General features: G+C 53.9%; 19 protein-coding genes and 2 tRNA genes. 12 read left to right on the forward strand and 9 right to left on the reverse strand.

Going from position 1 to position 17,406, the window contains the following annotated elements; all coding sequences use genetic code 11:
* Positions 1-18 precede the first annotated feature (18 nt).
* Positions 19-109: transfer RNA gene (locus tag ACFQPC_RS09010), tRNA-Ser, on the reverse strand.
* Between the two features lie 173 nt (positions 110-282).
* Positions 283-2,265 (reverse strand): acetate--CoA ligase, encoded by a 1,983-nt coding sequence (gene acs / locus ACFQPC_RS09015; protein WP_382271535.1) that lies wholly within the window; start codon positions 2,263-2,265, stop codon positions 283-285.
* Between the two features lie 189 nt (positions 2,266-2,454).
* Between acs and ACFQPC_RS09020 the strand changes: the two genes are divergently transcribed.
* The 4 genes from ACFQPC_RS09020 (at position 2,455) to ACFQPC_RS09035 (ending at position 5,720) form a co-directional block, all read left to right on the forward strand.
* Positions 2,455-3,075, forward strand: a complete 621-nt coding sequence (locus tag ACFQPC_RS09020; protein WP_382271536.1) for a TIGR00645 family protein — start codon at positions 2,455-2,457, stop codon at positions 3,073-3,075.
* A 29-nt stretch (positions 3,076-3,104) separates the two neighbouring features.
* A complete protein-coding gene (locus tag ACFQPC_RS09025) occupies positions 3,105-4,643 on the forward strand; it encodes a fumarate hydratase (RefSeq protein ID WP_382271537.1) in 1,539 nt (512 codons plus the stop codon).
* A 39-nt stretch (positions 4,644-4,682) separates the two neighbouring features.
* Entirely contained in the window at positions 4,683-5,537 is an 855-nt protein-coding gene (gene murI / locus ACFQPC_RS09030) for a glutamate racemase (RefSeq protein ID WP_382271538.1), read from the forward strand.
* 107 nt (positions 5,538-5,644) lie between these two features.
* A tRNA-His gene (locus tag ACFQPC_RS09035) sits at positions 5,645-5,720 on the forward strand.
* Positions 5,721-5,871: 151 nt separating this feature from the next.
* Here ACFQPC_RS09035 and ACFQPC_RS09040 read toward each other — a convergent pair.
* The 3 genes from ACFQPC_RS09040 to ACFQPC_RS09050 all read right to left on the reverse strand — a co-directional run bounded on the left by ACFQPC_RS09040 (position 5,872) and on the right by ACFQPC_RS09050 (position 9,091).
* Positions 5,872-7,854, reverse strand: coding sequence for an autotransporter domain-containing protein (locus ACFQPC_RS09040; RefSeq protein WP_382271539.1), 1,983 nt, complete (start codon positions 7,852-7,854; stop codon positions 5,872-5,874).
* 504 nt (positions 7,855-8,358) lie between these two features.
* A complete protein-coding gene (locus ACFQPC_RS09045; RefSeq protein ID WP_382271540.1) occupies positions 8,359-8,685 on the reverse strand; it encodes a hypothetical protein in 327 nt (108 codons plus the stop codon).
* Positions 8,686-8,881: 196 nt separating this feature from the next.
* Positions 8,882-9,091 carry a hypothetical protein gene (locus ACFQPC_RS09050; protein WP_382271541.1) on the reverse strand — a complete coding sequence of 70 codons (210 nt, stop codon included), beginning with the start codon at positions 9,089-9,091 and terminating at the stop codon, positions 8,882-8,884.
* A 316-nt stretch (positions 9,092-9,407) separates the two neighbouring features.
* Between ACFQPC_RS09050 and ACFQPC_RS09055 the strand changes: the two genes are divergently transcribed.
* The 5 genes from ACFQPC_RS09055 to ACFQPC_RS09075 all read left to right on the forward strand — a co-directional run bounded on the left by ACFQPC_RS09055 (position 9,408) and on the right by ACFQPC_RS09075 (position 13,057).
* Positions 9,408-10,865 carry an alpha/beta hydrolase gene (locus ACFQPC_RS09055; RefSeq protein ID WP_382271542.1) on the forward strand — a complete coding sequence of 486 codons (1,458 nt, stop codon included), beginning with the start codon at positions 9,408-9,410 and terminating at the stop codon, positions 10,863-10,865.
* 62 nt (positions 10,866-10,927) lie between these two features.
* Positions 10,928-11,257, forward strand: coding sequence for a nucleotide pyrophosphohydrolase (locus tag ACFQPC_RS09060; protein ID WP_382271543.1), 330 nt, complete (start codon positions 10,928-10,930; stop codon positions 11,255-11,257).
* Positions 11,258-11,328: 71 nt separating this feature from the next.
* Positions 11,329-12,027, forward strand: coding sequence for a TenA family protein (locus ACFQPC_RS09065; protein WP_382271544.1), 699 nt, complete (start codon positions 11,329-11,331; stop codon positions 12,025-12,027).
* A gap of 51 nt (positions 12,028-12,078) precedes the next feature.
* A complete protein-coding gene (gene tenA / locus ACFQPC_RS09070) occupies positions 12,079-12,741 on the forward strand; it encodes a thiaminase II (protein ID WP_382271545.1) in 663 nt (220 codons plus the stop codon).
* Positions 12,742-12,850: 109 nt separating this feature from the next.
* A complete protein-coding gene (locus ACFQPC_RS09075; protein WP_012078737.1) occupies positions 12,851-13,057 on the forward strand; it encodes a DUF6494 family protein in 207 nt (68 codons plus the stop codon).
* Between the two features lie 93 nt (positions 13,058-13,150).
* Here ACFQPC_RS09075 and ACFQPC_RS09080 read toward each other — a convergent pair whose 3' ends face one another.
* Positions 13,151-13,321, reverse strand: coding sequence for a hypothetical protein (locus ACFQPC_RS09080; RefSeq protein WP_382271546.1), 171 nt, complete (start codon positions 13,319-13,321; stop codon positions 13,151-13,153).
* 33 nt (positions 13,322-13,354) lie between these two features.
* Positions 13,355-13,786 carry a hypothetical protein gene (locus ACFQPC_RS09085; protein ID WP_382271547.1) on the reverse strand — a complete coding sequence of 144 codons (432 nt, stop codon included), beginning with the start codon at positions 13,784-13,786 and terminating at the stop codon, positions 13,355-13,357.
* 342 nt (positions 13,787-14,128) lie between these two features.
* Here ACFQPC_RS09085 and ACFQPC_RS09090 point away from each other — a divergent pair, with 342 nt between their 5' ends.
* From ACFQPC_RS09090 to ACFQPC_RS09100, 3 genes are all read left to right on the forward strand, one after another.
* Positions 14,129-15,337 (forward strand): MFS transporter, encoded by a 1,209-nt coding sequence (locus ACFQPC_RS09090; protein ID WP_382271548.1) that lies wholly within the window; start codon positions 14,129-14,131, stop codon positions 15,335-15,337.
* 96 nt (positions 15,338-15,433) lie between these two features.
* Positions 15,434-15,886, forward strand: coding sequence for a universal stress protein (locus ACFQPC_RS09095; protein ID WP_382271549.1), 453 nt, complete (start codon positions 15,434-15,436; stop codon positions 15,884-15,886).
* 113 nt (positions 15,887-15,999) lie between these two features.
* Complete coding sequence (locus ACFQPC_RS09100; RefSeq protein ID WP_382271550.1) at positions 16,000-16,389, forward strand: hypothetical protein; 390 nt, start codon at positions 16,000-16,002, stop codon at positions 16,387-16,389.
* Between the two features lie 126 nt (positions 16,390-16,515).
* Here ACFQPC_RS09100 and ACFQPC_RS09105 read toward each other — a convergent pair whose 3' ends face one another.
* Both ACFQPC_RS09105 and ACFQPC_RS09110 read right to left on the reverse strand, forming a co-directional pair.
* The gene (locus ACFQPC_RS09105; RefSeq protein ID WP_382271551.1) at positions 16,516-16,791 is read right to left on the reverse strand and encodes a hypothetical protein; all 276 of its coding nucleotides are present in this window, start codon (positions 16,789-16,791) and stop codon (positions 16,516-16,518) included.
* A 184-nt stretch (positions 16,792-16,975) separates the two neighbouring features.
* Positions 16,976-17,389 (reverse strand): YMGG-like glycine zipper-containing protein, encoded by a 414-nt coding sequence (locus tag ACFQPC_RS09110; RefSeq protein ID WP_382271552.1) that lies wholly within the window; start codon positions 17,387-17,389, stop codon positions 16,976-16,978.
* Between the last annotated feature and the right edge of the window lie 17 nt (positions 17,390-17,406).

The following is a 17,406-nucleotide window of genomic DNA, read 5'->3' on the forward strand; positions in this document are numbered from 1 at the left end:
TAGCGGGCTTTTGTATTTTGGCGGAGAGAGGGGGATTCGAACCCCCGGTAGGCTATGAACCTACACACGCTTTCCAGGCGTGCGACTTAAACCACTCATCCATCTCTCCTGAATCTGGTCTTCGCGGACTGCTTTTTAGCGAAGCCGCTGATTATAGCAAAATTTTCCCGAAAAATACCCGTTTTCCTGCTTTAGCGCCCTTCCCGCTATAAAAAAGCCGCCGCAACTGGTCGCCGCGACGGCTTTTTCGAGCACTACCGGTAATCGTTTTGACTACTGTTTTTACTGTGCCTGCTTCAACTGTTCCAGGATGGCCGGGTTTTCCAGAGTGGAAATATCCTGCGTGATGACTTCGTCTTTCGCCAGTACGCGTAAGAGACGACGCATGATTTTGCCGGAACGGGTTTTCGGCAGGTTATCGCCAAAACGGATTTCCTTCGGTTTGGCGATAGGACCGATTTCTTTCGCCACCCAGTCACGCAATTCCTTCGCGATCTGTTTGGCTTCGTCGCCGGTCGGGCGGCTGCGCTTGAGGACCACGAAGGCGCAAATCGATTCGCCGGTGGTTTCATCCGGTTTGCCGACCACTGCCGCTTCGGCCACGATAGGGTTGGCAACCAGTGCCGATTCGATTTCCATCGTCCCCATGCGGTGACCGGAAATGTTCAGCACGTCATCGATACGGCCGGTGATGGTGAAGTAACCGGTTTCTTCATTGCGGATCGCACCGTCGCCGGCGAGATAGATGGTGCCGCCCAATTCATGCGGGAAGTAGCTTTTCTGGAAGCGCTCAGGGTCATTCCAGATGTTGCGGATCATTGATGGCCATGGGCGCTTGATAACCAGCAGGCCACCTTTGCCGTTTGCCAGGTCGTGGCCGACTTCATCGACCACCGCCGCCGCGATGCCCGGCAATGGCAAGGTGCAGGAACCCGGCACCATAGGTGTCGCACCCGGCATCGGCGAGATGACGTGGCCGCCGGTTTCTGTCTGCCAGAAAGTATCGGCAATCGGGCAACGTTCACCGCCGATGTTTTTGTAGTACCACATCCACGCTTCCGGATTGATAGGCTCGCCTACCGAACCCAGCAAACGCAGGCTGGACAGATCGTATTTGCTTGGGTGGACGGCAGGATCTGCATCAGCCGCCTTGATCAGCGAACGGATTGCAGTCGGTGCAGTGTAGAAAATGGTGACCTTGTGCTTTTGCACCATGTCCCAGAAGCGGCCGGCGTTCGGGAACATCGGTACGCCTTCGAATACGATTTGCGTCGCGCCGCAAGCCAGTGGCCCGTAAGTCACATAGGTGTGGCCGGTGATCCAGCCGATGTCGGCGGTACACCAGTAGACGTCGTTCGGCTTGATGTCGAAGCTCCACTTCATCGTCAGCATCGCCCACAGCAGGTAGCCGCCGGATGAATGCTGGACGCCTTTAGGCTTGCCGGTCGAACCGGAAGTGTAGAGGATGAATAATGGGTGTTCGGCACCGACCGGAACCGGTTCGCATTCGGCCTTTTGTTTGTCGACCAGGTCGTGCAGCCAGATGTCGCGACCGGCGACGAAATTCATCTCACCACCGGTACGTTTGTAGACCACGACATTGCGGATAGTGTCGCAACCACCGAGTGTCAGCGCTTCATCGACGATGGATTTCAGTGGCAGGTTTTTACCACCGCGCACCTGGTAATCCGAAGTCAGTACCGCCACCGCGCCGGCATCAATGATGCGTTCCTGCAGCGACTTGGCCGAGAAACCGCCGAATACCACCGAATGGGTGGCACCGATACGTGCGCAAGCCTGCATCGCAGCTACGCCTTCGATCGACATCGGCATATAAATAATGACGCGATCGCCCTTCTGGATGCCCAGCTCTTTCAAGCCGTTGGCGAATTTGCAGACGCGTTCGTAGAGTTCCTTATAAGTGACACGTGTCACCTTGCCGTCGTCTGATTCAAAGATCAGCGCGACTTTGTCGGCATTGCCATTGGTGAGGTGGCGGTCGAGGCAGTTGTAGGAGACGTTGAGCTCGCCGTCTTCGAACCACTTATAGAAAGGTGCATTCGACTCATCGAGTCGTTTGGTAAAGGGCTTGCTCCAGAGGACGTTCTGTTGCGCCAGGCGCGCCCAGAATCCTTCGTAGTCTTCCGCGGCTTCAGTACATAGAGCGTTGTACGCATCCATGCCGCTGATGGCGGCATTGTTTACGAAATCTACAGGCGGATTGAATACCCGCTCCTCTTGTTTGAAGCTCTCGATGCTGGACATTGTCCCCTCCAATATGGATTTTATTTGTTACTCACAATATGCTTTTACACTTACTGAAGCCTTACACGATTCCGAGTCCGTGGTTAGGCTCCGACAAGCTGAAATCGGCGACCTGTACTGCACAGGAAAACGGTCGGCACGTGTAAAATGCAGTCTTCCGTTTTATCCCTGCTTAACCCAACGCTTCCCATGAAAACACCCGTATCTACTAACGAATTGTCAACAAAACAGCCGATACCGCCGCTGGCCCGCTTTATTTTCATGACGCGCTGGCTACAGTTACCATTGTATCTGGGTCTGATTTTGGCGCAATGCGTCTACGTTTTTCATTTCTGGGTTGAATTATCGGATTTGATCGGCGCCGTGCTCGGCAATCCTGATTCCCTGCAACATATCCTGGACGCGGTGGCGATCCCGGGCGCGGTCAAACCGAGCAAACTGAATGAAACAACCATCATGCTGGTGGTTTTGGGCCTGATCGACGTCGTGATGATTTCCAACCTGCTGATCATGGTGATCATCGGCGGCTATGAAACCTTTGTCTCGCGGATGAACCTCGAAAGCCATCCGGACCAGCCGGAATGGTTGTCACATGTAAACGCTTCGGTATTGAAGGTAAAACTGGCAACTGCGATCATCGGTATTTCATCGATCCACTTGCTGAAAACATTTATCAACGCTTCTGCCTACGATACCAAGACCCTGCTGGCGCAAACCGGCATCCATATCGTATTCCTGTTTTCCGCCATGGCAATCGCCTATAGTGATCGCATCATGGCTCAAACCGCTGCCATCAGCGATTCCCATTAACCCGTCATCACTTTCTAGCCGATACTGCCATGACCATCATTAAACAAGACGATTTAATCGAATCCGTAGCAGCCGCTTTGCAATACATCAGCTACTACCATCCGCAGGATTACATCCAGCATTTGGCCCGTGCGTATGAAGCAGAACAAAGCCCGGCCGCGAAAGATGCGATTGCGCAGATCCTGACCAATTCACGCATGTGCGCCGAAGGCAAACGCCCGCTGTGCCAGGATACCGGCATCGTGAACGTATTCCTGAAGGTCGGTATGGGTGTGCGTTTTGAAGGCTTCTCCGGCTCGGTAACCGATGCCGTCAATGAAGGTGTACGCCAGGCCTACAACCATCCGGATAACACACTGCGTGCATCCATCGTCGCCGATCCGCATTTCGAGCGTAAAAACACCAAAGACAACACGCCTGCCGTGGTGCATGTGGAGTTGGTTCCGGGCAATACCGTTGATGTACAGGTCGCAGCCAAAGGCGGCGGCTCGGAAAACAAAACCAAATTCGTCATGCTCAATCCCTCCGACTCACTCGTCGACTGGGTCATGCAAACCGTGCCGCTGATGGGCGCCGGCTGGTGTCCGCCGGGCATGTTGGGCATAGGCATAGGCGGTACCGCGGAACGCGCAATGCTGATGGCAAAACAAGTGTTGATGGAAGACATCGACATGTACGAACTGAAAAAACGCGGCCCGCAAAACAAGACTGAAGAATTGCGTATCGAATTGTGCGACAAGATCAATGCACTCGGTATAGGCGCGCAAGGCCTGGGTGGCCTGACCACCGTGCTCGATGTGAAGATCATGATGCATCCGACGCACGCCGCATCAAAACCGGTAGCGATGATCCCGAACTGTGCGGCGACCCGCCATGCGCATTTCGTACTCAATGGTTCCGGTCCGGTATATCTGGATCCGCCTGCCCTGTCCGACTGGCCTAAGGTCAACTGGATGCCGGATACCGAGCAATCCAAACGTGTCGACCTGAACACGCTGACCAAAGAAGAAGTCGCATCGTGGAAGCCGGGCCAAACCCTGCTGCTGAACGGCAAGATGCTGACCGGCCGCGATGCTGCGCACAAACGCATCCAAGACATGTTGGCCAAAGGCGAAAAACTGCCGGTCGACTTCACCAACCGTATCATCTACTACGTCGGCCCGGTCGATCCGGTACGTGACGAAGTCGTTGGCCCGGCGGGCCCAACCACTGCGACCCGCATGGATAAATTCACTGAAATGATGCTGGCGCAAACCGGCCTGATTTCGATGGTCGGTAAAGCCGAACGTGGTCCGACCGCAATTGAAGCGATCAAGAAACATAAATCGGCGTACCTGATGGCCGTCGGTGGTGCCGCTTACCTGGTATCCAAAGCGATCAAACATGCCAAGGTACTGGGCTTCGAAGACCTGGGCATGGAAGCGATTTACGAATTCGATGTGCAGGATATGCCGGTAACGGTCGCGGTCGATTCCACCGGTACTTCGGTACACAACACAGGGCCTAAGGAATGGAAAGAAAAAATCGAAAAGATCCGATTGAACGAGATTCCTGTTTCCGCAGTCTGATCCGGCACATTCCGACCATATAGAGAGCTGAACGACACTGTGAGCTTTTCCGCTTATCCTGACCCAGTTGCAGCCGACGCACCGATAGGAATTTTCGATTCGGGCGTCGGTGCCTTATCGGTGCTGCGCCATATCCAGGCGCGTTTACCATCCGAGCATTTGCTGTGTTTTGCCGATTCCGGTTATGCACCATACGGCGGCAAATCCGACGCCGCCATCATAGAGCGCACGCTGGATATCACCGCCTTCCTCGCGACCAAGAACATCAAGGCCATCGTCGTCGCCTGCAACACCGCGACGGCAGCGGCGATAGAAGCGCTGCGCCAACACTACCCAAAACTGATCATCGTCGGTGTCGAACCCGGCCTGAAACCAGCCGCTGTGTTCAGTAAAAGCGGCAAAGCAGGTGTACTGGCCACTGCCAGCACCCTGGCCAGCAGCCGCTTCATCGCGCTGCGCGATCAGATCAGCAATAGCACCGGCATTACTTTCCTGACGCAAGCCTGCGTCGGCCTGGTCGAGCAAATCGAAAAAGGCGAACTGGATTCGGCCGAAACGATTGCCATGCTGGAGCGCTATGTAACGCCACTCCTGCGTGGCGGTGCCGATACACTGGCGCTGGGTTGCACCCACTACCCTTTTGTCCAACCGGCAATAGAAGCCATTGCGCAGCGTGAAAGCGCGGTACCGGTGACCATTATCGATACCGGCGAAGCGGTGTCGCGCCAGCTGGAGCGCCTGCTGCAACAACGTGGCCTGCAACGCTTTGAAACCACGGCCGGCTCGCTGCAAGCCTTCACCACCGGCAGTCGCAGCGCCCTGGTGGCGGCCTTCGCAAACCTGCTGAACCAGCACCCGACCGTGACCGAAATGTCTGCCAAAACAGCGGCTTAAGGAAATTTCACCTCATTTCTTGAATTGATTTGCCAGCTGCGTATGAATTTTGTATAATGCGCAGCTGTCCTGCAGAACATTGCAAGGCAGATAGTTGTAAATCAGTGGTGGCTGTAGCTCAGTTGGTAGAGTCCAGGATTGTGATTCCTGTTGTCGTGGGTTCGAGCCCCATCAGCCACCCCACTGAACCCCATACATCAGCATGTAGTTCCTCGCTGAAATCCCGTTTCCCCCAATTCATCAAGCAGCTCACAAGGACATCAGGTCTTTGCCGGATATTTCTTGCGCAAAAATCCATACTCGACAATTTGCGCAAGATGCCATCCATAGACTTTTAAAACACCCAGCGATAACTTGCCGCCAGCCAGTAAGTTGACATTTCACCTTCTGTACTCGCATTCAACATCACATTCGCGATACCACCGCCGACTTTGGCTTCCAATCCGAGTCCGGCACGCAGCCAGTTCCGTTTCAAATCGTGTCCGCGGAAAGCAAAGGCGCCTCCACCTGCCCCAAGCAGCACACCACTGACTGTCGTCGCCTGGTTTTCGAAGCGATGCGCTGCTTCCAGGCGTCCGAGCATGGTGACAGTAGCGCTGACTGGATGCACTGCGTCCACGCCTATATGCGCAGTGGTGGCATTTTCCGTGCGCTTGTTCCACAAGACAGGGAAGCCCTTACCCTGCTCCGTATAGCCATCCATCCGCGTTTTCATATACGTCAGGCTGGTGTACGGCGTCAGGCGTGTCTTACCTATGCTCATCGTATCCATCCAATCCAGCCGCAGCCGTATGCCTGCTGTTTCCGTATCCGGATTACCGTAAGCATGTGTCAATACACCGGCATTCCGATAAGCACGATCTATCCGCAAATCGCCATGGCCATAGTAGGCACTGACGGTAGCCAGCATTGCGCTATTGGGCACCCACAAGATCAATTCGGGCAATAGATAAGTACTGCGCGCCGTGGTATCACCACCCAATCCGGTATTTGCACTGCTGTAGGTACGACCCAAGGCAATATTGAACTGCATCGCTTGTGTCGGACGATAGCCATAGCCGATTTCTGCCAGGCCTTGTTTGCTGCTGTAAGCATCGTGCTCCTGCCGTCCGACATCACCAGCGGTCCATACATTGGCCCGCCCTACCGGTAACAAGGAGCGCATGGGACTCCCATGTGCACCATGCAAAACATCGGCATCTTTTGCTCCCGGCAAGGCCGAGTTGGCAACATCCTGCAAGCCGGCATTGAACTCCGGCACATCGATCAGGCCGGAGGTGGCGCGCGCAATAAAGGCGTGGCCGTTATCGAGCTGTCCAACCACCACATCGCCGGCCGCGTTAACATCTGTCGCGACACGGGTATTAAAGTGCACGACCTTGACGCCATTGGCTATCAACCAATCCTCAATGGTCTGCATGCCACCGGCCTCGGTCCAGCGAAAAGCGCGGACAGCGCCGCTGCTGATCTCGGACTCACCGACCACCACATCGCCGATGTCATTAATGCCCCTGGCCGTGGAGTTGTTGCCACCCAGCGTACCGAGATCCTGCATCTTGCCGCTGGCTTCGGTCCATAGGAAAGCGTGGCGGAATCCATTGTTGACGCCCGGAATACCATTGATGCTTTCTACATATTCGGCATAACCCACCACTTTATCGCCGGCAGCATTGACAGCAATTCCTTCGGAGTTTTTACCACCCAAAGTGCCGAGGTCATCCATTTTTCCACTGGCTTCAGTCCAGCGAAAAGCACGATAAGTCGAATCATCGCTGAGGTTCGAAGTGCCGACCACCACATCGCCGACTTTGTTGACGGCAAAGGCATTGGCTTCGGTCCCACCCAATGTGCCCAAATCCATCATCTTTTGATCGACTGCCGTCCAGCGGAAAACGTGACGCTCTTCGCTGCTGGTGTTGGCACCTCCGACCACCACATCGCCGGCGGCATTGACTGCATAGGCAGCAGACGAGCTGCCACCCAAAGTACCAAGATCAGTGATCTTTTGATCGGCTGCCGTCCAGCGGAAGGCATGCGTCACTCCGGCACTGGTATCTGACTCCCCTACCACCACATCACCGGCGGCATTGACACCGTTGGCCAAGGAAAACAGCCCGCCCAAAGTGCCGATATCATCAATCTTGCCGCTCGACGCATTCCAGCGGAAAGCGCGAGAATGCGCGCCCCTGCGGACAAAACCTACTACGACATTACCGTCAGTGTTAACACCGCTGACAATCGACGAACCATCGCCTATACCCTGGTCCGCCAGATCAATCAAATCTGTCGCCGCTGCCTGCTGAGATATGGACAGCACCACTAAAAACATGCATATAACTGTCGCGAAAGGCATAACTGTAAGCCCGCTCCGCGCACCACCACTCAAACTCATACCGCTCTCCCCCATGCTCAAAAATGTGAAATCACCCTGATTTCATATGCAACGATTCAACGTTGGCGCGAGCATAGAAAAAGAACAAACAAAAATATTGTACGAATCTCCTAGTTTTGGATAATCGTTCAAACAAAATGCAAACAAGTACTAACAGTAGACGAGAAGGTTTATTGAGAGCGACACAATAGTGCAAGATCGCTTTCGCCAATCATTTATGTACTTATTTGTGCTCGGCAAGATAAATCTTGTTTCAGGAGATTCTTGTTTGAAGAGGGCTAGCGTAAATGGCGTGGAATCCGTAATTACTGCAATCGCTTCATAAAGCAAACGCACGCATACGCAGCACAGCAAGCAAGGAAATGCAGCTGTGGAAAAACCAGCCGCCAACTGATGTGACGGCTTTCGTTCAGGCGGGGGGGAATACGATTAAAAGATTTTGTCGCTATGCAGATAATCGGCTGCAATTGCATTGATAGCCGCGAGGCGCACTTCTGCATTACCGCCCTGTGCCGCGACGATGCGGTGCAGGTAATCCAGCATCGCAGTCTTGGCTTTGCGGGCGACTTCTACCGTCACTGCTTCTTCTTCGTACAGCATGACGTAGGAACGGGAAAAGTTCGCGATCAGGAAATAAGCGGCGGCGTTAGCGGAATCTTTTTCTACCAGGGGCAGGCATTGCGCACGCAATTCAACGTAGGCATCGGTACCGGCTTCGCCTGATTCAAACTGGCTGACTATCTCTGCTAAATTCATTTTCACTTCCAAAAAGGTCGGTTAAATTCACTTTTCAAAGCAGCAGTCGCGGAGGACTTTTTCTTTCGCCTTGAGGACATATTGTACCTAAGCTGTCAGGCTATGCACGTCCGGCGTGAATTCCCTTGTTAATCGGCAGCGCGCATAAAAAAACCGTCGCAAGCGACGGCTTTTTCTTTACACGATCTGATACAGATCAGTGACCGGACAATGCAGCTTCAGCAGCAGCGTTTTGTTTGCGGATTTTTTCTTTTTCAGCTTCTTCAGCGCTCAGTGGAGCTGCCGGATCTGCGCTTGTTGTTTCTGCTGCCGGAGCTGCTGGTGCTGCTGCAGGTGTGTGGCTCTCTGCGCCACAACCAGCCAATAACATAGCCAATGCAAATGCTGCGAATAATGCTTTACTCATTGCTCTTCCTTCTGGATTGATGAATCTTGACGATTCGATGTATTTGCAAACGCGCGCTAACACCCACGTTTGACACGTGTACTCTCACGACGAAACATTGCATACGCCACTGAAGCCTCTGACGTGAATATAAGAGTTGTTAAGAAAATGGTAAATTGTGGAATCCACGTACCGCCTGCATGTCGCAATGCCAATGTTTGCAATGCTGTCGGGCACATCGTGATGCCATATGATGTATGCGTCACAACAACATATCTGCGTTGATTGAAGTAGCAAACAGATTCAATCAACGCACAAATCAGGGAAAGAAATAAAGATGAAAGCTTGCTTGCGCAAGGTAATCAAACTTGGCGTGCTCATCATCAGCGTTGTATTGATTACTGTACTTGCCGTGCGTATTTACGATGTACACGGTGGACCGTCACTGCAACTCTGGCATACACATGTGCCGCATGAAATGCCGCACAAGGAACTGGTGAAAGCGGACTGGGCCGCATATCTGGCAGCAGAGAACGCCGTCTTCGATGAAGTCCGGACCGCGGTCAGCGAGAAGCTGGATGCAGAGACGCGCGTACCCGGCAATCGCTACTATCCAAACAGCCCCATCTATCCGCCACACTTCAAACAGGACTGGAATCGTTCTTTCTTGCTGGAGCCGCAAGGTGCAGCACGGGGTGCCGTCGTACTCTTGCATGGCTTGACCGATTCACCATACAGCCTGCGCCATATCGCCTATCTGTACCAGCAACGCGGCTTCGTCGTGCTTGCAATCCGCCTGCCGGGACACGGTACGGTACCCGCAGGTTTGACCGATGTGGTATGGGAAGACTGGCTTGCCGCGACTCACCTGGCGGTGAAAGAAGCGCGTCGTCGCGTCCCTGCCCCTTTGCCACTACAGATCGTCGGTTACTCCAATGGTGGTGCACTCGCATTGAAATACACACTGGAAACCCTGGATGACCCGCAGTTGGCGCGACCTGATCGCCTGGTCTTGCTGGCACCGATGATAGGGGTCACTGAACTCGCGCGCTTTGCCGGTGTATTCGGCTGGCCTAAAATTTTCCCGGCATTTGCGAAGGCGGCCTGGCTCGATATCGTGCCCGAGTTCAATCCATTCAAGTACAACTCATTCCCGGTCAACGCGGCCAGTCAATCGTCATTGCTGACGCGCAATCTGCAAGCGCACATCATCCGCGAAGAACAACGCCTGCAGCAATTGCCGCCCATCCTCACCTTCCAATCCATAGTCGATTACACCGTCAGTACGCCTTCGGTCGTCTACAGCCTGTATGCGAGGCTGCCGGACAATGGCAGTGAACTGGTGCTCTTCGATTTGAATCGCTATATCAAGTTCGGCCCTCTACTGCGCTCCGGCAATAATATGCAGGCAGATCGTTTGTTACCGGCCGCACCACGCAATTTCCGCTCTACGGTAATTACGAATGCGGGCAGTGATACCCGCGATGTGAAAGAACACAGCACTGCGGCCCGCAGCGTGAACGAAGAAAGGCGGGCACTCGGCCTGTCCTTCCCGGCCGATATATTTTCCCTGTCGCACCTGGCGCTGCCTTTCCCGCTCAGCGATCCGCTCTATGGTACCCAACCGGACAATAGCGATAATTTCGGTGTCAATCTCGGGGCGATGGCAATACGCGGCGAACGGGGCGCGTTGATCGTCAGCCAGGATGCGCTCACGCGCCTGACCTCGAATCCATTCTTCCCTTATATGCTGGAGCGCATAGGTGAAGGTTTGACTGTGCCGGCACGACCCTGATCACGGTCGGCGGCCTGCATTAGGCTATCATTGCGTATTGTTCACCTTCGAGCTGCACCATCATGACGCAAACCCTGATCGATACCAAGGCGCTGGAACAGGTGCTGGAAGAATTCGCCGATGCACGTAACTGGCACCAGCACCACTCACCCAAAAACCTGGCGATGGCCCTGACCGGTGAAGTCGGTGAGTTGGTGGAGATTTTCCAGTGGCGCAGCGAAGAAGAGTCATGGCAGGTCGCACAAGCGCCGGAAACTGCTGAACACGTGCGGCAAGAGCTGGCTGATGTAGCCTTGTACCTGGTACGGCTGGCATCGGTGTTGAAGGTGGACCTGAATGCCGCGATCCAGGACAAGCTGGTGCTGAACGCAAAAAAATACCCGCCACTGTAGAATCCGGCGCTGCCTGGTTTAGTGCAGCGCTCAAGTACGACATACAAGATTTAAATCATTTCGATATTCCCATGACAGATACAGCTTTCAATTCCAGAAAAAATCCTGCCACTACCTTTACCGAATGGCTGCGCGAACAACACCAGGAAAACTGGGACGCAGCAATCAATCACCGTTTCATCGATGAATTGTTCGCCGGCAGCGTCGCTACCGATGTGCTGCAACATTACCTGGTACAGGATTATCAATTCATAGACCGCTTCGTCGCCCTGCTCGGTGCCGCCATCGCAAGTGCCGACCGCTTTGAATCACGCGTGCGCCTGGCGCGCTTTACCGCGATGATTACCAGCGATGAAAACACTTACTTCCTGCGTGCATTCGATGAGCTCGGCCTGCCTGCAAAACACCGTAATGCGCCGCAACTGACGCCGCAAACCAAGGCCTTCCAGGATTTGATGACGGAAGCCGCGCAAAGCCAGGTCTATCCGCTGTGCCTGTCGGTACTCACGGTAGCGGAATGGCTGTACCTGAGCTGGGCCGATCGGCCGGATGCGCAATTGCCGCCGCGCTTCATCCATGCCGAATGGATCACACTGCATAACAATCCGGCCTTTGCCGATTTCATCGGCTGGTTGCGTTCCGAACTGGATCGGACCGGTGCCGCACTGGACGCCGAAGGACAGGCCCGCAGCGCCGATATGTTTGGTCGCGCCGTCAAGCTGGAACGTGATTTCTTTGATCACGTCTACACCCCGCTCCAATATTCTTGAACCACCGCCCGCTCATTCACATAGCGGGCCACGTCTTATTGAAGGAAGACCATGTCTTTTACAGCTGAAATCTGGAAAAAAAATGCGGCCTTGTTTGAAACAATCCGCACCATGCCATTCAATCAGGAACTCGCTGACGGCACCCTGAGCAAAGAACGTTTCCGTCATTACATGATCCAGGATGCGCACTACCTGGTCGCTTTCGGGCGTGCGCTGGCGGTCGCTGCGGCCAAGGCAGACAATGCAGATGAAGTAGTGCAATTCGCCAATGCCGCGCATGGTGCAGTGGTGGTCGAACGCAGCCTGCACAAAGACTTCATGGAACAGTTCGGTGTCAGCCCTGCGACCTTCTCGTCCACGCCGCTGTCGCCGACTACCCATCATTACAGCAACTTCCTGCTGGCCAATGCATGGGGCGCATCCTATCCGGTCGCGCTGGCCGGTTTGCTTCCCTGCTTCTGGATCTATGCCGAAATCGGCCGTGACATCATCGGTCGTGCCGCCAAGGACAATCCTTACGATTCATGGATCGCCACCTACGCCGGCGATGAATTCCATACCGCAGTGCGAGCTGTGATCGCCACCGTGGACCGCGTGGCATCCGTGGCCAGCGAAGAAACGCGACGCGATATGCATATTGCTTACACGCATGCTGCAAAGCTGGAATGGATGTTCTGGGATTCCGCCTATCGCCTGGAGCAATGGCCGGTCTAGACCGCCAGGCCTTACTCCACCTTTTGCAAGACAGGAAGAGGTAGACTAGGGGCTGGCTTGCAGCAATGCTGCCGGCATCATTTCCATCACTACAAGACAGGAGTTCGACATGGACGAAGAAAATTTCAACCTCAGCATGCGCAAGTTTTTGAAGATGGTGGGTGTGAGTTCACAGCACGAAATTGAAAAAGCAGTGGCCGCGGCGATCGCCAACGGCAGCGTTGCGGGTACCGAGTCTTTCCCGGCCAAGGTTACGCTGGAAATCGCCGGACTCAAACTGAAGGTGGACTTTGACGGCGAGATACGCCTGCAATAAAACCAGGGTAGTCACCCACAATTAAAATCGGATCTGCATCACTGCACATCCGATTTTTTCATTCTGGCTACCAGCTTTAACGGCTAAAGAGACTTACCACTTGTACGGCGGAATCGCGATACTCACCAATTCATTGATTTGCGTTTGCTCGGCGAAGTGCCCCGGATTGCTCTCAGCTGCGGCCTGCCGTGCATGGGTAACGATGAACAAGCCACCGATTACTGTGATGGCGCACACCAGTAGTGTGTAGTGGAGTTTTCTCATGGTTGTCTCGATTCAAAAAATGGAGTCACAGAATTACGGCAAGGTACTGATAATCTGATCGCTACCTACTGTAATTTGCGGCCCGAAAGCCAAAATATTGGCATGTGTAAGCCATGCTTTTTCACTGCTGTCTCGGCTCATCTTTTGCTTCTTCCCCAACCATGGATTGCGTTTTTTGCGTTGCAGGGAATTTTCCTCACCTAAAGCGTGCACGAACTCCGGCGTAAAAATGCTGGGCTCGGTCTTGTTATATGCATAGCCTTCATTTTGGATCTTGTTGCCCAAATAACGCAAAGCTTCAATACGTTTTCGTTTCAGGATTTTTTCAGTTCGTTCAGCTTGATGTTCGACACTTTCCTGCCGCGCATTGATATAGCCCGGCCATTCAATGTCGCCCAAACGTTCGGCGATTATCTGTTTGAACATCGTCGATGTCTCGCCTGCTGTGCCTGGAAGAATGGACATGATCACCTCTGATCCGATTTATTCTCTTATTGAACCCTTATTCAGAACACCCGCATCCCGCATTCACCGTCCCTAGCCTGCCATAGCTGCAGCAGTGTATGAGTATCGTAGCCGGAGGCGGCACGGGCTCATATAGGACAGAAGCGCGAGTTCGTGTAGGAAAAGATGAAGGAATGCAAACTTTCTGCCATAAATGCGATATGTCAGATGACATAGAATGACAGCTGTCAAGTCTCCTGTTGTCTTTTGGTAATTTCGTCCATAGCCGCCAAATCCACTACTAATTTCCTGTAGGCTTGTGAGTCAGGACTAACTCGCTCAGCACTCATTCGATAACGCACCATGCCTAACGACGAAACATCTGTTAAGACCACTGCAGCTATCCCCACACTCGCTATTCCCGCACTCTCGCTGGCCGCCTTTGGCAGCGCCATCTCGCTGCGCGTAACCGATCCCTTGCTACCGCGACTGGCCCAGGAGTTCGACATTTCGCTGGGGAATGTTTCCTACGTTATTACCGCCTTTTCCATTGCCTACGGCATCTCGCAATTATTCTTCGGCCCGGTCGGCGACCGTTTCGGCAAATATTTCGTGGTGGCCTGTGCCTGCGTCGCCTGCGCGCTTACCTCATTGCTGTGCGCACTGGCCCCCAACTATCCGCTGCTACTGGTCGCACGCTTCATGGCAGGTGCCACTGCGGCAGCGATTATTCCACTTTCGATGGCCTGGATAGGCGACGTCGTACCCTACGATGAGCGACAACCGGTACTTGCCCAATTCCTGATCGGCCAGATTGTCGGGATTTCCGCCGGGGTCTTGTTCGGTGGATTGGCAGCCGACTATTTCAGCTGGCGTGTGCCGTTTTTCGGTATTTCATCGTGCTTCGTACTGATCAGCATCACTTTGTTTTCCTACAACCGCCGCCTGCCGGCCTATGCGCTGACCAAGCACAAGGCCGAAGGCGCAGTGATACGTCGCATGATCAATGAATTCACCCAGGTCCTGTCCACACCGTGGGCGCGCGTAGTCCTGTTCACCGTGTTCCTCGAAGGTGGCTTCCTGTACGGTGCGTTTGCCTTCATCGCGACCCATCTGCACCACGTCCATCATTTATCGCTGACCAATGCTGCGTCGCTGGTGATGCTGTTTGGCCTTGGCGGCCTGCTGTATGCCGGCACATCACGGAAACTGGTGCGCAACCTTGGTGAAAAAGGCCTGGCGCGCTGGGGTTGTGTGGTGATTGCCGCTTCCTTCCTGACGATAGGACTGGCACCGGTCTGGTGGTGGGCGATACCCGGTTGCTTCGCCGCCGGCCTGGGTTTCTACATGCTGCACAACACCTTGCAGATCAATGCAACGCAAATGGCACCGGAACGCCGGGGTGCAGCGGTATCCACCTTTGCGTCCTGCTTCTATATGGGGCAATCGGTCGGTGTCGGCATTGCCGGTTTGATGGTCGGCTTCATCGGCACCACCACCGTGATTTGCATCGGTGCCATCGGCGTGCTGCTGACCGGCCTCAATTTCAGCCGGCTCAAAGCCAGGACCTGAGACAGTAGCGACATGTCAGTATCAGAGTGATTTGCTTGCGGCAAATGTCGTAAGCGATATACTGATACTGAACACTATCGCTTATCAGGAGGCTATATGTATCGCAAAATTCTGGTCGCTTACAATGGCACGCCCGAAAGCCGTTCCGCGCTGCAGGAATGTGTAAGGCTGGCTCCGACTCCTGCTACTGAAGTGCATTTGCTGGTTGTCGTCAGTCCACCGCAATCGGTCGTCATCGGCGAATATGCGATGGTTTCCATGCTCGGCGTCGAAGAAGAAATCGCGGCGGAACGCCAAAAAATGGAAGATGAGTTGAATATCGGCCTGAATCATTTACGTGAGGCAGGGTTGAATGTGCAGACTCATCTTGAAGTTGGCGAGCCGGTGCCGATGATTTCAGACCTGGTCGATAAGCTGGGTATTGAATTGGTGATCGTTGGTCATTCGCGCCAGCAATCGCTGGCCATGCGCTGGTGGCGTGGTTCTACCGATGCATTGCTGGTGGAGAAAATCCGCTGCAGCCTGTTGGTGGCGAGCGACCCAAATTAGTATTTACGGTACTGCAAGGTGCTGTCGAAACATCTTGTTACAGTCTTTACCAATAAGCGGTAGCAGCACCGTGCAATTGGGCGTTAAATACAATCATCATTAGTGAGATTGTCATGAAAAAATTTATTACCCTTTCCCTTGCCGGCCTGATAACAGGTGCAGCCTTGCTGGCTGCGGCACCGGCAATGGCAGGCGGTGGTCACTGGTCCGTCAATGTCGGCGTCGGCCTAGGTGGTGGCGGTTACGGCGGCTATGGTGGCTACTATGCGCCGCCACCGGTGTATTACGCACCACCGATGAATAACTATTCCAACTATTACGCACCGCCGGTTGTGTATGGCAATGCGGTACCGGTTTACCAGGCGCCGCCACCTGTCTATTACGCTCCGCCGCCTGTGATCGTTTATCGCAGTGCGCCACGTTATTATCCGCAGTATGGCGGGTATTACCGTAACCCGGGTCCGCATTACCATGGCCCACATGGTAACCACGGTCATCGTTAATAGTTAATTCCCTGCCTCATGCAATGATCAGCCTATGATTGTTGCAGGCACAAAAAAACGGCTAGTCCTTACAGGCTAGCCGTTTTTCATTGCTGCGGATTGATCAACTACCTGATCAGTTGCCGCTTATCTCCAGCCGCGATAACCATGTCCGTAACCACCGTGGTAACGCGGACCATAGTAACCGCGCGACCGGTATTGGAAACCAAGGTTAATCGACGGCGTTACATACACAGGAGCAGGAGCGGCATATACCGGTCCTGCATATACCGGCCCGGTGACATAGCCTGGTTGGGCATAGTAACCATCGTTATACGGCACCACCGCACATCCACCAAGTGCAGCGAGCGCTACCAGCGAAATTGTGAGGCGTTTCGCCATGCCTGGTGTAAATGATTTCATCGCAACCACCTTTCTTCGTCCTACTCGTTTAGGGAGCAGTGCAGCGTATTCGTCACTTCAATACCTGCCGGCTCCCACTCCGATATTCTTTTTTTGCACTGATGTTTCCTGTCGAAACCATCCTTGCTTCAGCCGGCCGCGGCGCTATCGGATGCACCACTGCCGGCATTTATCCTGTTACGACTTAACGGCGATAGTAGTCACGGCCATATGGTTCGTAATCCACACGTCGTTCATTGCCGCGATAGTACTGACCACGATATTGATCGCGCTCGGCATAGCTATCACGATAATAAGGGCGCTGATAAACCTGTACCGGACGCGGTGCCGGGCGATAGTATTGCTGCGGTTGGTAATACGCCTGCGGTTGACGGCCGTAATAACGGTCATCATGACGTCCGGATGACGCACTGGCACCGACTACAGCGCCCAGCACACCACCGACGATCGCAGCATCCTGTCCGCCTATGCTGTTACCGATGACGGCACCCACCACTGCACCAAGTGCAGTATTGACGCCACGATTGTCTGCAAAGGCAGTGGTCGACACTGCAGCAGTCGCTATCAGGGCAATACCGATCAATTTCTTATGCGACATGGCGCTTCCTTTTTATC

It is taken from the genome of Herminiimonas glaciei (assembly GCF_042664955.1).
In the GTDB taxonomy this organism is placed as follows: domain Bacteria; phylum Pseudomonadota; class Gammaproteobacteria; order Burkholderiales; family Burkholderiaceae_D; genus Oxalicibacterium; species Oxalicibacterium glaciei.

What these genes read in the sequence shown, in the direction of transcription:
- ACFQPC_RS09085 (WP_382271547.1), bottom strand. Translation starts at nt 13,786, where the DNA reads ATGTCCATTCTTCCAGGCACAGCAGGCGAGACATCGACGATGTTCAAA.
- ACFQPC_RS09020 (WP_382271536.1), top strand. Translation starts at nt 2,455, where the DNA reads ATGAAAACACCCGTATCTACTAACGAATTGTCAACAAAACAGCCGATA.
- ACFQPC_RS09045 (WP_382271540.1), bottom strand. Translation starts at nt 8,685, where the DNA reads ATGAATTTAGCAGAGATAGTCAGCCAGTTTGAATCAGGCGAAGCCGGT.
- ACFQPC_RS09075 (WP_012078737.1), top strand. Translation starts at nt 12,851, where the DNA reads ATGGACGAAGAAAATTTCAACCTCAGCATGCGCAAGTTTTTGAAGATG.
- ACFQPC_RS09025 (WP_382271537.1), top strand. Translation starts at nt 3,105, where the DNA reads ATGACCATCATTAAACAAGACGATTTAATCGAATCCGTAGCAGCCGCT.
- ACFQPC_RS09080 (WP_382271546.1), bottom strand. Translation starts at nt 13,321, where the DNA reads ATGAGAAAACTCCACTACACACTACTGGTGTGCGCCATCACAGTAATC.
- ACFQPC_RS09055 (WP_382271542.1), top strand. Translation starts at nt 9,408, where the DNA reads ATGAAAGCTTGCTTGCGCAAGGTAATCAAACTTGGCGTGCTCATCATC.
- tenA (WP_382271545.1), top strand. Translation starts at nt 12,079, where the DNA reads ATGTCTTTTACAGCTGAAATCTGGAAAAAAAATGCGGCCTTGTTTGAA.
- ACFQPC_RS09090 (WP_382271548.1), top strand. Translation starts at nt 14,129, where the DNA reads ATGCCTAACGACGAAACATCTGTTAAGACCACTGCAGCTATCCCCACA.
- ACFQPC_RS09100 (WP_382271550.1), top strand. Translation starts at nt 16,000, where the DNA reads ATGAAAAAATTTATTACCCTTTCCCTTGCCGGCCTGATAACAGGTGCA.
- ACFQPC_RS09095 (WP_382271549.1), top strand. Translation starts at nt 15,434, where the DNA reads ATGTATCGCAAAATTCTGGTCGCTTACAATGGCACGCCCGAAAGCCGT.
- ACFQPC_RS09110 (WP_382271552.1), bottom strand. Translation starts at nt 17,389, where the DNA reads ATGTCGCATAAGAAATTGATCGGTATTGCCCTGATAGCGACTGCTGCA.
- acs (WP_382271535.1), bottom strand. Translation starts at nt 2,265, where the DNA reads ATGTCCAGCATCGAGAGCTTCAAACAAGAGGAGCGGGTATTCAATCCG.
- ACFQPC_RS09105 (WP_382271551.1), bottom strand. Translation starts at nt 16,791, where the DNA reads ATGAAATCATTTACACCAGGCATGGCGAAACGCCTCACAATTTCGCTG.
- ACFQPC_RS09065 (WP_382271544.1), top strand. Translation starts at nt 11,329, where the DNA reads ATGACAGATACAGCTTTCAATTCCAGAAAAAATCCTGCCACTACCTTT.
- ACFQPC_RS09060 (WP_382271543.1), top strand. Translation starts at nt 10,928, where the DNA reads ATGACGCAAACCCTGATCGATACCAAGGCGCTGGAACAGGTGCTGGAA.
- ACFQPC_RS09050 (WP_382271541.1), bottom strand. Translation starts at nt 9,091, where the DNA reads ATGAGTAAAGCATTATTCGCAGCATTTGCATTGGCTATGTTATTGGCT.